The following is a 14073-nucleotide window of genomic DNA, read 5'->3' on the forward strand; positions in this document are numbered from 1 at the left end:
TTGAGGTCCGATCACGCCGGCGGTGCGGTCCCACGGCACCCACAGCTCGCCGCCGCGCGGCTGGTGGGCGCGACCGATCCGCCACCCCACCTCGCGTGGTGTGACCCGGAGCCTCACCGCACTTCCTCACGGGTGCGACGTCCGAGCCACGACGTCAGGCGATCGTCTCCCTGATCGCTGGGCGGCGGGTGCACCTGCGTGCCGGTTGCGGCCTCCGTCCTGACCGGACCCCGGTCAGGCTGGTCGACCTGACCCGCCACCGACCTCGGTGGTGGTCGCCGGCGCGCGGCCGAGCGCCCGTACAGGTCGGGCCGGACCAGGGACGCCACGCGGCGGATCCGTCGGAGTCCAAGCAGCTGCTCGGCCTCGGCGCGTGAGGCCATGCCTCGCATGCGGCCGGGACCCCACCGCAGGTGGCACTGGACGCACGCCCATGTCGTGGCGCCGAGGATGAGCAGCTCCGTGAGCGCCAGGCTGACCCAGACGAGCCACGGCGGTGCGAGGCCGGGCGGGACCGGTTGAGGCAGCCCGGCTGCGGCGTTGCCGGCGACAATCCCCGGCAGGCTGGTCCAGAACGCGGCGCCTACCGGTGACGGCGTCGGGATCGGCGATGCCGCGGCACCATCCGCCGCCTGCTGCGCGGCGGGCCAGGTGAGTCCAGCTCCGTACGCGAGGTTGGCCAAGGTCCGGGCGACCTGAATCCCCGACACCAAGCCGGTCAGGACGAGGCAGGTGACGGCGGCCGGGATCTCCCACGTCCACGGGTAGGGCGTTCTGACACGTTCACGCTGCATGCAGGTTGCCTTCGTCGTGTGCCGACCGATGTTCCTTTCGACCTACGGCGTGGACACGCGTCCGGGCGGGCACGCTCGTCGGCACCGTCATGCGCTCGGCGTCAGGCCCGGTCGGACCGTCTGCAGTTGCTGCAGGGTCGGCGTGTTCGGCAAGCCAGAGGCTGGGGTCGACGTTGTCGGAGGCGTAGATGGTGCCGTTGTGCTCGTGGACCTCGAAGTGGAGGTGGCAGCCTCGAGCGTTGCCGAGGTCCCCGGTGGTGCCGATCTGGTCGCCGGGCGCCACCCTCTGGCCGCGGCTGATCGTGACGGTCTCCATGTGGGCGTACCAGGTGGCCAGTGAGGTGGGGCCGGTGGTGACCCTGACGAGCTGGGGTCCGGCCCAGGTCTGGGTGGTGTCGATCTCGACCGCGCCGGCGTGCGCAGCGTAGACAGGGGTGCCGCAAGGCATTGAGAAGTCGGTTCCGGTGTGCCAGGACGACCAGTCCGGGCCGGCGTCGTGCCAGTTGTGCCGGTTGGCGTCGATGTAGGCGGGTGGGACCGGATAGACGACGGCTCCGCATGCCGCTGCAGCCGGGTCGGTGTCCTGATTGGCGGTGCCCTGCCTAGTTCTCTGGCTGGTGGTCGGGAGGGCGTTGATGTGGACGTGATCTTGGTGGTTCTCCGTCGGGCTCCCCCGGTCCTTCATGGCCCGCCAGCCCTCGTCCGCTCTCGCGCGGGACCAGATCCGTTGGCGCCAGATGATGTAGTCGATGCCGAGCTCGGTGGCGTGGGCGCGGGCGTACTCGGCGAGTGCGGCGCCCTGCTGTTCCCCCGCCGGGGTGAGGGGCACCATGAAGTCGGCGGCGAGGCCGGCGGGGTGACCGTCCGGGTCGCGGGCGGAAGGGCGGTATCCGCCGACGACTGCGATGTCGAACAGGGGCACGAGGATCGACACGAGCCGTGCGAGCTGGGGCTGCACCGGGCCGAGCTGGTAGGGGTCGGGTTGCTGGGTGCACGCGTTGACAAGGACCGTCCCGAAACGGCTGCAGTCCTCCGGCTGGGTTTCGACGGTCGTCGCGGGCTGTGGAGTGGTTGCGGATGGAGTGGCTTCGGGCGGCGTGGTCGAGGTCGGCGTGACTGTGGCGTTGGGGCCGGCGCCGTTCATGGCGAGTCGGGCGGCGATCCAGGGGTGGTCGGACTGCATGGGTCCGGTCCAGTCGTTGACGAGGGTGACGCCGAGGTGGCGCGGGTAGAAGATGAAGTCGATGGCGATGTCGTGCCAGGCGTAGCCCGCGGCACTCATCTTCGCGGCGGCTGACCAGGGCAGGTCGGTGTAGGTGGCGTGGGTGTTCATGTCTCCCGCGATCACCACGGGACCGTGCGCGGCGAGTGTGGTGGTGAGGGCGAGGAGGGTGTCCATGCCTAACCCGTACTGCTCGGCGCGGGTCAGGGCCGGGGTGCCCCACTGGCGGGGGTACTTGTGCGGGTTGATCATGTGGTGGACCGAGAGCATCGACACCACGGCGCCGTCGGCGCGTTGGAGCATGGTCCAGGTGACGTAGCGGTCCCAGAGGATGGGGTGTCCGTCGTAGAAGCCGTGGTCGCCGTTGACGATGGTGACGCGGCCTCCGGCGACGCGGGTCCAGGTGTCGGTGCGCCAGGCGACGACGTTGCTGAGCGACTCCCGGGCGCTGGAGCCGGGGACGGGGGTGGGGTCGCGGTAGGCGGCGTATCCGGGGGCGGCGGCTTCGATCTGGGTGAGGCTGCGGCCGGCCATCTCGTTGAGGGAGATGAAGTCGGGGCGGGTGGAGAGCACGCGGGGCATGGAGGTGTTGAAGCCGGCGTCGCCGACGCGGTCGGGGATGTTGGCCTGAGCGACGGTGACGGCGCCAATGACTGGTGCGCCGACCGGCGCGTCGGCCGGTAGCCCCTCGACGACCATCGCCCCAGGGGTGACAGGGGCGGTGGTGGGCGCGGTGATGGCCTGTCCGGTGCACGCGGCTCCGGCGCCGACTCCCATGGAGACGATCACGGCTGCCCCGAGCGGCAGGCCGAGCAGCAGGACGAGGACGGCGCTGGCAGGAGCGAGTGCCTTCGTCATGGCGTCCACGGCCGCATCCACGGTTCGAGGGTCGGTGCGAGCGTCACGGCATCTCCCTGGGTTGGTGAGGGATCTTCACAGGCAGCGGCGGGGCTGACGTGTTGGCCGTTGGTCAGGACGCTGTCTCTAGGAACTCAGGTTCGATCGGACGCCCGGAGGCCCTGATCTGAGTTCGTGCAGGTCGTGCCGGTTCGACACTCGTCAGCACTTGAATTGAAGACTCGTCACTCTGGCTGATGGTTTCGATGTACTGTCGACGCATGATCGTCTCGCTTGAAGATGGTGACTGATGGGCTTGGTGGCATTGCCGGGTGGCAGCGCTGCTGGACCGGCACTGATAGGTACGCAGGCGGTCCAGGACTTCGAGCAGGCGCTCGTTGACCAGTACGCACTGGCGATGTCCGCAGCAGGTCTGACGGACCGCCACATCGGGGGGACTCGGGCGATCGTCATCGAGTTCGCTCGCTCGCTGTCGACTCCCCTGTGGGAGGCCACCTGCGCGGACGCGGACGCCTTCTTGGCCCAGCAGCGCCGGCGGGGACTCAGCGTGTCGACCCGCGCGGGCAAGGCCGGCGCGCTGGCGGGCTTCTACGACTTCGTGATCGCCCGCTACGAGGGCACGATCCGCCGCGCGACCGGTGTCTTGGTCGAGCAGCCGATCGATGAGTTCAACCGCCAGTCGGGGGCGTCGCTGGGCAAGGTCCGGGTGCCGCCCTCGGATGAGGAGATCGACTCGCTGTTCACCGCGTGGCGCGGGTCGGTCACGCAGGCGCGCAAGTACCGGCCGGCGGCCCGCGACTACTTCGCCGCCTCGCTGTGGCGCCGACTCGGGCTGCGGATCAACGAGACCGTCATGCTCGACATCCGCGACTGGCGCCCCGATCTGGGTGAGTTCGGCAAGCTCCACGTCCGCCACGGCAAGGGCTCCGGCGGCCGCGGGCCAAAGCCACGGCTGGTGCCGGCGATCAACGGCGCGAACCAGTTGATCGACTGGTGGCTGGCCGAGGTCCGCCCGCAGTACGGCGAGGATTGGGCCGCCCCGGACGCGCCGCTGCTGCCGTCTGAGCGGTTCGACCGCGACTTGGACCGGTGCGGACGTGTCGGCGCGAACGCGCTGCGCCGCGCATTGGGGATTCAGGTCGACCTGTGGCTCCCGGCGTGGTCGGGGCGGATGACGCCACACGTGCTGCGGCACTACTGCGCCTCGTCGCTGTACGCGGCCGGGATGGACATCAAGGCGCTCCAAGAGCTGCTTGGGCACCAGTGGCTGGCAACGACCTCGGGGTACCTCCACGTCCGCAGTGACCACATCGAACGCGCGTGGAACAACGCGAGCGACCGCGTCGAGGCGCGCCTGGGCCTCCATATCGACTGATCGAACTGACCCGACTAGTGCACTGAAGGAAAGGATCCAGATGCAGTGGAGCCTGCGGCTTCGGGCCGCCGAACGAGGGATCTGGAAGTCCGCAGAGCTGCGGCGGATGCTGGCAGATGCCGGGCTCGAGATCTCCGCCGGGAAGATGTCGTCGTGGTGGGCCGGGACCCCGCCGACGATGCGCCTCGAAGAGCTCGACGTGCTCTGCGCCGTGCTCGAATGCACCCCGAACGACCTGATGAAAACCGAGCCGGACAAGGTCGCCGCGCGGCGTCCCCGCAACACCGACGCAGCCAACGGCAACGGCGGAAACGGCCATGGCGATCCGAACGGCAACGGCGGCACGCCACCGGCGGTCACACCGCGGCTCGGCAAGCCCCGCTCGACCCCACCGCTGTAGCCCGCACCCCCACCGCTCACGGACACGACGAGCACGAGACGATCGAGATGCCCGCGCCCGGACCCAACGCCGCGTTGCGGCTGCCGCCCAAGTGCAACGCCTGCCAGAGCAACCGCGTCGCGTGGACGAGCCCCAGGGTCGACTTCTGCTACCAGTGCCTGCCAGGCGGGCCATTCACGGCTCCACCGTGCAACCGCTGCCGCACACGAACCGACTACTTCAGCCAGGGTCTGTGCAGCCGGTGCCATCCCCGCAGCCCCGAGCACATCGGATCCTGCAAGGGCTGCCTGGCCTGGGGCGTCTACCCCCGCCACAACTGGACCTGCTGGTCGTGTCGCTGGTGGCAGAGCCACTACCGGAAAGGCACCTGCGCCTACTGCGGCCGCACCAGCCACGTCAGCGACCGTCAAGCCTGTCGCCTGTGCCTCGAGAATGCCCGCTTCGAACAGGAACCCGGCCGAGCACGCGACGTCGCCGCGGCGAGCAAGGACGGCCAGCAGCTTTTCTTCGCGAACATGGTCTTCAAGCGGCGCGTGACACCGCTGCCCGACTACGTCCGCTGGGACCATCGCTGGTCGACGAAGAACAAGAACCAGCTGCCCTGCCAGCCCGGCACCAGCTTCGACGACCACGCGCTCGAACAGCTGACCCTGTTCGACATGCACCCCGACCCCGAGGTGCTGCGCCAACGCCTCCTGGTCGAGGACAGCGAACTGACCCGGTACTGCGCGGCCATCGTCGCCGATCACGCCCGCCGCTATGGCTGGAGCGTCAGGCAGCGCAATGCCGTGATCCAGTCCCTGCGGCTGCTGCAGGTCCTGCGGCCTACTCCCGCCGCGAAGGTCCGCGCCAGTGACGTCGTGGCGTTGCGCCGCTACGACGGCACCATCACATCCACCCTCGACGTCCTCGCGGAAGCGGGGCTCCTGATCGAGGACGTCCCGACCCGGGTCGAGCGGTACTTCAACGCCAAGTTCATCGCGTCCGGAGCCCTCCCGGACACGATGCGCAATCACCTTCAGTTGTGGCTTCAGATCATGCTCGGCGGATCCCGACAAGCACCACGCCAGCTGCCCCGCGAACCCGAGACCGTCGAGATCCACATCCAAGGTCTCGCGCCCGTCGTACAGGGATGGGTCGAAACCGGGCGCCAGTCGTTCGCCGAGATCAGCACCGACGACATCCTGGCCGCCCTCGCGGCCCTGCCTCCCGGCACCAGCCAACGCCACTTCGCCGAGATCGGCCTGAAGTCGCTGTTCAAGATCCTCAAAGGCCGCCGACTCGTCTTCACCAACCCCATGCGCGGCATCGACCTGACCCGCGTGCCGACGACCCTCCCGCTGCCGCTGGACCCCGCCTTGATCCGCGCCGAGCTCGACTCGCCGAACCCGGCCGTCGCGCTGGCCGTCGCTGTGGTGGCCTTCCACGGGCTGACCGGCAAGCAGGTCCGTGAGCTGCAGCTGAGCGACATCGTTGACGGCCGCCTCCACCTCGATGGCCGCGACATCCCACTCGCCGCACCCGTGAGGACACGGCTGAGCGCCTGGCTCGACCACCGCAACCGCACTTGGCCGGCCACCGCGAACCCGCACCTGCTCATCAACCGACGCACCGCGCCACGTCTCGTCCCCGGCGGTCCGTCCTTTCCCTGGAGGGACAGCCGCATCCGCCCGCGCGCCCTGCGAGAGGACCGCATCCTGCACGAGATCCACGCCACCGGCGGCGACGTACGCCGCATCTACGACCTCTTCGGACTTAGCGTCGAAGGCGCCACCCGCTACCTCAAGACGATCGAGCACCCCGACCTGAGGTATACGGATCACCCCGGAAGCCAGACATGACCATGTCGTTGCGTACCGCGCGGCGTGGGCCGAGAGTCGTCGCAACATCCTCACGCCACGGATAAGCAACCGCGAGGCGCACGAATCGGACACCTTGACGCCACTGACTTTGGTCACGGCCGCAGCGTGGCGGCTCAGCGTCCCCCTATGCGTCCCCCTGGGCCGTCGAAGGGCGGGGGGACGCGGCAGCCCGCGTTACGTTTGCACAGGTCAAACAGCGTCCCCCCGAAATCCAAGGAAATTCCTGAGACCCGGTCGCTCGGACGGTGAAGGAGGAGTCCCGCAAGCGGATGGGCTCGCGGAGCGACCCGATGCGGGATGGGCTCGCGGAGCGACCCGATGCGGGATGGGCGCGCGGAGCGACGAGCCGTTACGGCGAGGTCACCCCAACCCTGAGCCCAAACGCCACGAGGGCCGTGCCGCTCGGTGCCACCCTCCTCGGTTTGAAGATTCCGGACCAAGGACGAGTCACGTGGCGCTGACCAGGCCTGTCAGCAGTCCCCCGACGAGCACCGCTGCCAATCCCAACCGGTAGGGGACGAAGACGGTGATCGGGTGTCCGGCCACGAGGCGGAGTAGCCACGCAATTGATACGTAGGCCACGACGAAGCTCACCGCCGTCGCCACCACGGTGGGCCACCAGCCGACGGTGGTGGAGATCTGCGAGGCCGTGATTAGCCCCTCGTAGGCGCCGGCCGCGACCAGCGCTGGAATGGACAAGAAAAACGACACCCGGGTGGCAGTGACCCTGTCCAGTCCAAGAAAGAGCCCTGCGCTGATGGTGGCTCCGGAACGAGAAACCCCCGGCACCAGCGCCACGCACTGGACAATCCCGATCACCACCGCATCGCGCACGGTGAGGTCGCGGCCCGCTTGCCCGCGCCGCGGGGAAGACCGCTCCGCCAAGACCATGACGAAGCTCCACGCCACGAGTGCGACGGCCACGACCCACAGGGAGCGTAGGGGGCCGGCGACCAGGTCCTTGGCGAGCAAGCCCACGACACCGATCGGGACGGACCCCGCAATGACGCACCAGGCCATCCGGTACTCGGGTCGGTGCCGCTCCCCGGGCACGACAAGTCCCCGACACCACGCCACCGCCAGTGTGCGGATGTCGGTGCGAAAGTAGACGAGAACCGCAGCGATTGCCCCGACCTGAATGAGAGCGGTGAAGGCGGTGACGCCGGGGTCATCAACCGGCAACCCGAGCAGCTCCTCGGCGATCGTGAGATGGCCGGTGCTCGAGATCGGCAGGAACTCCGTGACCCCCTCGACGATGCCCAGCAGCACCGCCTCCCACAAGTTCACCACCCGCTCCCGGAGGACGTGACCCGGAGGAGCAGCAGCCACCCCGCTAGAGCGATGCACAGCCCCAGCAGGTTTCCGGCGACGACATCGCTGAGGTAGTGGACACCCAAGAAGATCCGGTCCACCGAGATCACAAGGTAGACCAGCAGAGCGAGCAGCACGACCAGCTGCCGACTCCATCCCGGACCCATCATCGCCAGCGCCACGAGGATCACCGCGGCCGCGAAGGTCCCTGCCATCGCGGCATGCCCCGAGGGGTAGGACAAACTGTGCTCGACCGCGATCGGCTCGAGCCACTCCGGGCGCGGGCGGCTGAGCAGGAGCTTGGTCGAGGGGGCGATGACGTTCTCGGTCACGGTGACGGCGACGAGCCACGCCGCCAAGCACCAGTTGCGCTTCCGGGCCAGCAGCAGCGGGAGAAGCACCAGCGCGAGAAGCACCAGCACCGCACGCAGGACCATCGGCTGCCCGTAGGTCGCCACCGCGACCCAGAACGAGCTTCGACCGGCGTGGCCCCAGGTGGAGTGGTAGCCCCAGTCAGCGACCGTCTGGTCGAGCCGCGCGAGCTGCTCCGAGCCCACGGCCAACGCGATGGTCAGCACGCACAGCAGGACGGCCGCGACAGCCAGCAGCCATCTCACCCAGCGCGGCCGCGGTCCTCGGACCGGCGTCACCTCGCTCACAGGAGCGCGGCCGTCATGGCGTACCCGCCGGCGCACGCGCCCAGACCGATCGCCAGGCTCGCGAGGCAGTTCAACCCCGCGGCGAGGACCGAGCCTTCCTCGAGCAACCGGACGGTCTCGAACCCGAAGGTGGAGAACGTGGTGAGGGCACCGCAGAACCCGGTGCCGACCAAGGCCAACACCCACGACGGCACCCCAGCGCCGGTCACCGCAGCCGCCGTGACGCCCAAGACCAGCGAGCCGGTCATGTTGACGGTGAAGGTTCCCCACGGGAAGACGCTGTCGTGGCGGGACTGGACGACCAGGTCGGTGAGGTAGCGCAACGGAGCGCCGATAGCGCCACCCAGCAGCACCATCGCAACTGTCATCGCCGGTCCTCCCCCGGGCCGGCCGGGCCGGCTGGTCCTCTGCCCGCGTAGCGGATGACCTCGACCGGCTCCACGATCACCATGCCCTCGAGCTCCAGCCGCTCCAGCTCGGGGAAGCCACGAATCTGCTCGTCGGTGTCCACGATGACCACCGCGACAGGCGGGTCCTTGCGGAGCGACCACACCTGGGGGTGTGGATGTGGTTCGACTTGCCGAACCCCTCGATGCCACGAAAGGCGCTGGCCCCGTCCAGCCCGGCCCGGTGCGCCAAATGCACGATCTCGGTGTAAACGGGATGGTGGTGCACCTGGTCGGACTCCCCCACCATGATCGTCAGCCTGCTCGCTGGACCCCGCAGCGTCATCGGTTCCTCACCTCGTCATCGTCGTGCGCGAACATGGAAGACTCGGGAGGTGCTGGATGTCGGGGTCGTGACCGTCTCGGCCTGAGTGCGATCAACCGTGCGGAGGCGATCCCGGCCCAGACGGCGAGCAGGCCGGCCAGGAGGGACCCTCCTAGATATGCGAACGCGGTGAGGACCTGTCCTTCGCCGAGCAGGAGGCGTGCGTCGAGCATGTAGGTCGAAAAGGTGGTGTAGCCACCGAGGAGGCCGACGCCCAGGAACGGGCGCACGTACCGCTGCGACGGCCACACGTCCAGCACGAACACCATCAGCACGCCGAGCGCGAACCCACCAGAGACGTTCTCAACGAAGGTCCCCCACGCGAACTCGGTCCCGGACCATGGGAGGAGCTCACCGACACCCCAACGTGCCAGGCTCCCCAGTGCACCGCCGGCGCTGATGGCGAGCAGCACGTCCCACTGCGACGTGAATAAGGAAGGCAACCGGTGGACCGTGCCGGTGAGCCTGTCACCGGACGTATCGGGATCGATCGGCAGATCGCCGACGTCGGGGTCACTATTTTCGGGCACACGAACTCCTACCTGTCTCAGGTAGGGACTGTTGGTGGCCTGCCGCCACGGTTGTCGGCGAGCCCCACCGCCATCGTGTGCGCTCATGCTAACCAACTGCGACACTCACCGGCGAACCCGGACACCCCGAACACATCAGCGCGGACCGCCCAGCGTTTGGGATCCCCGACGACCACGCCGAAGGGTCGGGCCATGTTGGGCCAGGTTGGGCGCAGGAGTGCCCGAACCACACGACCCACCCACCGCGGGGTTGGTCGAACCGACCACCACCCCTTGCCCGTCATGCGCCGGTGAGCTGTACGCCGGCGTAGGCGACCCCCGCGACGAGGACCCATGACATGAGGCCGAGCACCAGCGCGCGGCCTCCGGTGCGCCGCAGCACCGGGAGGTGGATCCCGGTGCCCAGACCGACCAGGGCTGCGGCGAGCAAGACCTCCTGGAGGACCTTCGCGCCGTGCAGGACCGGGTCGGGCAGGAGCCCGGTGCTCGCGACGGCGATCGCTGCCAGGAAGCCGGCGACGAACAGGGGAAGCAGCGGTGGGCGGCGCCCCGTCGCCGCCGCGGGAGTGCGACGCCGCAGCGCAACGGCGGTCCCGGCGACCAGCGGGGCGAGGAGCACGACGCGGCTGAGCTTGACGACGACCGCGGTCGTCAGGGCTCCCGGTACGCGGTCGGCTGTCGCGACGGTCTGGCCCACGTCGTGCACGCTTGCGCCGACCCAGCTGCCGAACGCAGCAGGGTCGAGCCCGAGGGGCTCACGAAGCAGCGGGAGCAGCACGATGGCCAGGCTCCCGCACAACGTGACGAGCGCGATTGCGACCGCCGTGTCGTCCTCGTCCCCGCCGGCGACCTCCTCCATCGCGGCGACGGCGGAGGCGCCGCAGATCGAGAAGCCGGTGGCGACGAGCAGGGACCGGGCCGGCGGCACACCCAGCAGCCGCCCAAGCAGGCGCGTTCCGGTGAACGTGACCGTGACGGTGGTGACCACGACGAGGGCACCGCGCGGCCCCAGGTCGAGCAGCTGTTGCAGCCCCAGCTGCAGGCCAAGCAGCACGACGGCCAGGCGCAGGAACCGGTGTGAGGCGACGTGGGTGCCGACGTGCAGGGAGGGGTGGTGCAGCCCGATGTTGACCGCGAGCGCGCCGATGACCACAGCGACGGTGGAGGGGTTCACCGCTGGGACCAAGGCATGCACGCCGAACGCGACGCCGGTGGCGGTTGCGACGGCGAGCAACCCAGGTACCGGACTGCGGTGCCCGGGCTCGGGAGTGGGCGGGCAGGACGGGCGGCAGCGGCTGCCGGTGCGGTGTCGGTGGACAGGGGCTTCGTGGGCCGTGGTCACAGGCATTCTCCTTCGTCGGTACTTCCAGCCTGCGCCGGCAGACGGGCGCTCGGTAGACATCCTGGATCGATGACGTCATCCACCGGACTGATGGCGGGCTCTAGAGTGGGTCGATGACTCTCACCCGGGTGCCCGACCTCGACACCCTGTCGCTGCTCCTCGAGATCGTTGCCAGCGGCAGCCTGAGCAAGGCCGGTGCCTCCCGCGGGCTAAGCCAGCCTGCCGTGAGCGCACGGGTGCGCGGACTCGAACGGCTGGTCGGGTTCGCGGTCCTCACTCGCTCGGCCCGTGGCTCGAACCTCACCCCAAACGGTGCACTGCTGGCCGAGTGGGCACGTGGGGTCCTCGCTGCTGCGGACGTCCTCGAGGCGGGCATCGCGTCCCTGCGCGGCGACCGCATCGCGCGGCTGCGGGTCGCGGCGAGCTTGACCGTGGCCGAGCATCTACTGCCGGGCTGGCTCGTCGTGCTGGCCGCAACGCATCCGGACACCGCCGTCAGCCTGACCGCAGGCAACAGCGACACCACGGCGGCCGCGGTTCTCGCGGGCGACGCCGACCTCGGCTTCATCGAGGGCCCCGACCTTCCCTCCGGCCTGTCCGCTCAGGTCGTGGCGACCGACCGGCTCGTGGTCGTCGTCGCGCCCGCTCACCCGTGGGCCCACCGCCGTAGATCGGTAGAGGCTGAGGAGCTGGCCGGAACGCGGCTGGTGCACCGCGAAGCCGGGTCGGGGACCCGCACCGCGCTGGACCGAGCCCTGACCCCGTTCGGTACCCCCACCCAACCCCTGCTCGAGGTGTCGACCAGCAGCGGCGTCCGCTCCGCAGTCATCGCCGGAGCCGGCCCGGCCGTGCTCTCCGACCTGGCAGTGCACGACGACGTCGCAGCCGGCCGCCTAGTCCAGGTCCCCATTCACGGAGTCGACCTCGACCGCTCGCTACGTGCCGTCTGGCTCACCGGCCAGCGACCGGTCGGCCCGGCAGAGGACCTGCTTCGGCTTGCAGTCCCCGAGAGGCCACGAGCCCGGCGTCTACCCCGGAGCAGAGCGCGAGTTCGTTGAGGATCGCTGGCGCTACCGTGACTCGCGCGAGCTGGTCAACGCGCCACAAACTACTGGTCACACAGAGCGCCACCGCAGCAGGATTGGCTCGCGGAGCGCGCCAGCGCAGGATCGTCACGCGGAGCGTGACCGCAGCGGGAACCCGCAACGGTGAAGCCGCAGGCCAGGCACACCCGTCGCTCCTCATGCGTCCCGGATGCCCCGCCCGGAGGGGTTCCCGGTGACGGCTGCATATCCGGGACGCGAGACGCTTCCCCCACGCACTCTTCGAACCTGAGGGTGCTCCTCGGGTCGAGGCCGTTGCGTACGCTCAGGTTCGTCGCAGAACCGTCAAAATACGCGCGAACTTCTAAAGAGCGGCTGCGATGGCGTCGTTGGTGTAGAAGAGGTCGCGCTCGATGGGGTGCAGGACGGTCTGGACCTTGTAGGCCGAGTCGCCGACGCTCCACAGGGCGCGGCCCTTGCCTTGCATGGCCCAGCCGCTGATCAGGGATTGGGCGATGGGTCCGAGTCCGAGCATCGACTCGAGCTCGTCGGCGACGCGGGGCTTCTGGCCGCCGAGGATCTTGATGTCGGCGAGCTCGAGGAGGTCCTTGGCGATCATGGTGGCCTGGGATCCGGCGTCGCCGACCGAGAGGAGGTCGGAGGGCTTGTGGAGGTTGGCGAACTGGATGTCGCCGCCCTTGCCGGCCATGCCGCGGGACAGGCGCAGGTCGGCGTCGAAGCTCGTCACTGCGGCAACGCCGAGGCGCATCTGCTTCCAGACCTCGTCGCGGACCACGATGCGGAGGTCTCCGGGTTCGGCGATCTCACGGAGCCCGCGTCCCCAGGAGTTGAGGCACAGCAGCGCGATGCCCATCGCCTCGTCGCCGAGGGGGTCGAGCCGCGACAGGCTGAGGGACTGGATGGGGGCGCGCCAGTCGATCTCGATGTTGGTGTGGGCGTCGAAGAGGCCGGCGAGGGTGCCGGTGACGAGCTGCCCGAGGGCGTTGCGCAGCAGCCGGGTCTCGTCGAGGAACTGCCGTTCGGTGTCGTACCGCGACCTCGTCAGCAGGTCGGGTGTGGGGTTGTGCAGCAGCTGCCACAGCTCGGGGATGGTGGTTTCCCGGATCTGGGTGTCGCCGGCGGCGTAGCCGGTGAGGATCTGCAGCCCGATGCGGACGACGTCGCTCTCGTCGGGCCCGAAGGGCACGTGGTCCTGCCCGATGCGCATGCTCCCCACCAGTCCGCGGACGAGGGTGAGCCATCGGCCGAAGATGATGGTCGCGCGGCGTCGGGCTTCCTCCCCCGACAGGGCGTCCCATCCGTGGGCGAGGGGTCCCATGGCGAGCGGGTTGATCCGTGTCGCCATGCCGGGGCCAACAACGAACGGTTCCACGCCGTGGGCGCGGCACAGGGCCTCGTACTCGTCCTTCGGGTCGCCCAGGATCAGGGTGCGGTAGCCGAAGGGCATCATCCGGTTGCAGAAGCTCTTGGTCGTCCCGGACTTCCCGGTGCCGGGTTTGGCGAACTGGAAGATGTTGGGGTTCGTGACGGGGACGTCGTCGCGCAGCACCCACCCGAAGGGATCGCAGTAGAACGACCCGCCGGAGAGCTGGTCGATGCCCATCAACGCGCCCGTGGGCGGGAGCGACGGCGCGGAGATGAACGGCCACAGCACCGGCGCCTGGTCCGAGGTCATCCGCCACGTCGAGGCCGGCGCGTCGGCCGCAGCCCAGCCCCGGCCGCGACGAGGAGCACCGCGCCGTGGTGCGTGGCGCCACAACGCGGGCTCCTTCACCGGCGGTGCGGGGGTCGGCGTGGTGGGGAGGTCGTGGCCGAAGTCGGCCAGCAGCGCGGACACTCCCCTGCTCCCAGACCGCACCGAGCGCCCCGAGCGCCGTCCCCCGGG

12 protein-coding genes and 1 pseudogene are annotated in these 14073 nt (G+C 69.6%); 4 read left to right on the forward strand and 9 right to left on the reverse strand.

Annotated elements, in window-relative coordinates:
- Positions 1-113: 113 nt before the first annotated feature.
- The gene (locus tag ACFFJG_RS01800; RefSeq protein WP_378516906.1) at positions 114-794 is read right to left on the reverse strand and encodes a hypothetical protein; all 681 of its coding nucleotides are present in this window, start codon (positions 792-794) and stop codon (positions 114-116) included.
- Positions 784-2874, reverse strand: coding sequence for a VldE C-terminal domain-containing protein (locus ACFFJG_RS01805; protein ID WP_378519437.1), 2091 nt, complete (start codon positions 2872-2874; stop codon positions 784-786). The genes ACFFJG_RS01800 and ACFFJG_RS01805 overlap by 11 nt, the downstream gene beginning before the upstream one ends.
- A 289-nt stretch (positions 2875-3163) precedes the next feature.
- Here ACFFJG_RS01805 and ACFFJG_RS01810 point away from each other — a divergent pair, with 289 nt between their 5' ends.
- The 3 genes from ACFFJG_RS01810 to ACFFJG_RS01820 are packed head-to-tail and all read left to right on the forward strand — an operon-like array spanning position 3164 to position 6490.
- Entirely contained in the window at positions 3164-4249 is a 1086-nt protein-coding gene (locus tag ACFFJG_RS01810) for a tyrosine-type recombinase/integrase (protein WP_378516907.1), read from the forward strand.
- Between the two features lie 40 nt (positions 4250-4289).
- On the forward strand, positions 4290-4649 hold the full coding sequence (locus ACFFJG_RS01815) for a helix-turn-helix domain-containing protein (protein WP_193671128.1): 360 nt from the start codon (positions 4290-4292) through the stop codon (positions 4647-4649).
- A gap of 47 nt (positions 4650-4696) precedes the next feature.
- Complete coding sequence (locus ACFFJG_RS01820) at positions 4697-6490, forward strand: site-specific integrase (RefSeq protein WP_378516908.1); 1794 nt, start codon at positions 4697-4699, stop codon at positions 6488-6490.
- Between the two features lie 468 nt (positions 6491-6958).
- Here the strand turns inward: ACFFJG_RS01820 and ACFFJG_RS01825 are convergent, their stop codons facing one another.
- From ACFFJG_RS01825 to ACFFJG_RS01850, 6 genes and pseudogenes are all read right to left on the reverse strand, one after another.
- On the reverse strand, positions 6959-7798 hold the full coding sequence (locus tag ACFFJG_RS01825) for an undecaprenyl-diphosphate phosphatase (RefSeq protein ID WP_036491690.1): 840 nt from the start codon (positions 7796-7798) through the stop codon (positions 6959-6961).
- A complete protein-coding gene (locus tag ACFFJG_RS01830) occupies positions 7795-8439 on the reverse strand; it encodes a phosphatase PAP2 family protein (RefSeq protein ID WP_156887290.1) in 645 nt (214 codons plus the stop codon). Before ACFFJG_RS01830 ends, ACFFJG_RS01825 begins: the two co-directional genes overlap by 4 nt.
- A 38-nt stretch (positions 8440-8477) precedes the next feature.
- Positions 8478-8837 (reverse strand): fluoride efflux transporter CrcB, encoded by a 360-nt coding sequence (gene crcB / locus ACFFJG_RS01835; protein WP_378516909.1) that lies wholly within the window; start codon positions 8835-8837, stop codon positions 8478-8480.
- Between the two features lie 8 nt (positions 8838-8845).
- A pseudogene (locus tag ACFFJG_RS01840) lies at positions 8846-9213 on the reverse strand (DUF190 domain-containing protein).
- Positions 9210-9782: a fluoride efflux transporter FluC gene (locus tag ACFFJG_RS01845; RefSeq protein ID WP_232211550.1), complete on the reverse strand. Its 573-nt coding sequence runs from the start codon at positions 9780-9782 to the stop codon at positions 9210-9212. The pseudogene ACFFJG_RS01840 and the gene ACFFJG_RS01845 overlap by 4 nt, the downstream one beginning before the upstream one ends.
- 280 nt (positions 9783-10062) lie before the next feature.
- On the reverse strand, positions 10063-11184 hold the full coding sequence (locus tag ACFFJG_RS01850; protein ID WP_036491692.1) for a YeiH family protein: 1122 nt from the start codon (positions 11182-11184) through the stop codon (positions 10063-10065).
- 53 nt (positions 11185-11237) lie between these two features.
- On the opposite strand from ACFFJG_RS01850, the gene ACFFJG_RS01855 reads away from it, so the two are divergent.
- Positions 11238-12182: a LysR family transcriptional regulator gene (locus ACFFJG_RS01855; protein WP_010834973.1), complete on the forward strand. Its 945-nt coding sequence runs from the start codon at positions 11238-11240 to the stop codon at positions 12180-12182.
- Between the two features lie 349 nt (positions 12183-12531).
- Here ACFFJG_RS01855 and ACFFJG_RS01860 read toward each other — a convergent pair whose 3' ends face one another.
- Positions 12532-14025: a putative type IV secretion/conjugal transfer ATPase gene (locus ACFFJG_RS01860; protein WP_378516910.1), complete on the reverse strand. Its 1494-nt coding sequence runs from the start codon at positions 14023-14025 to the stop codon at positions 12532-12534.
- Between the last annotated feature and the right edge of the window lie 48 nt (positions 14026-14073).

Source organism: Nocardioides zeicaulis (assembly GCF_042432345.1).
GTDB classification, from domain to species: Bacteria; Actinomycetota; Actinomycetes; order Propionibacteriales; family Nocardioidaceae; genus Nocardioides; species Nocardioides zeicaulis.

Coding starts and splice junctions, on each gene's coding strand:
- ACFFJG_RS01800 (WP_378516906.1), bottom strand. CDS start 794: ATGCAGCGTGAACGTGTCAGAACGCCCTACCCGTGGACGTGGGAGATC.
- ACFFJG_RS01805 (WP_378519437.1), bottom strand. CDS start 2,874: ATGACGAAGGCACTCGCTCCTGCCAGCGCCGTCCTCGTCCTGCTGCTC.
- ACFFJG_RS01810 (WP_378516907.1), top strand. CDS start 3,164: ATGGGCTTGGTGGCATTGCCGGGTGGCAGCGCTGCTGGACCGGCACTG.
- ACFFJG_RS01815 (WP_193671128.1), top strand. CDS start 4,290: ATGCAGTGGAGCCTGCGGCTTCGGGCCGCCGAACGAGGGATCTGGAAG.
- ACFFJG_RS01820 (WP_378516908.1), top strand. CDS start 4,697: ATGCCCGCGCCCGGACCCAACGCCGCGTTGCGGCTGCCGCCCAAGTGC.
- crcB (WP_378516909.1), bottom strand. CDS start 8,837: ATGGTGCTGCTGGGTGGCGCTATCGGCGCTCCGTTGCGCTACCTCACC.
- ACFFJG_RS01850 (WP_036491692.1), bottom strand. CDS start 11,184: ATGTCTACCGAGCGCCCGTCTGCCGGCGCAGGCTGGAAGTACCGACGA.
- ACFFJG_RS01855 (WP_010834973.1), top strand. CDS start 11,238: ATGACTCTCACCCGGGTGCCCGACCTCGACACCCTGTCGCTGCTCCTC.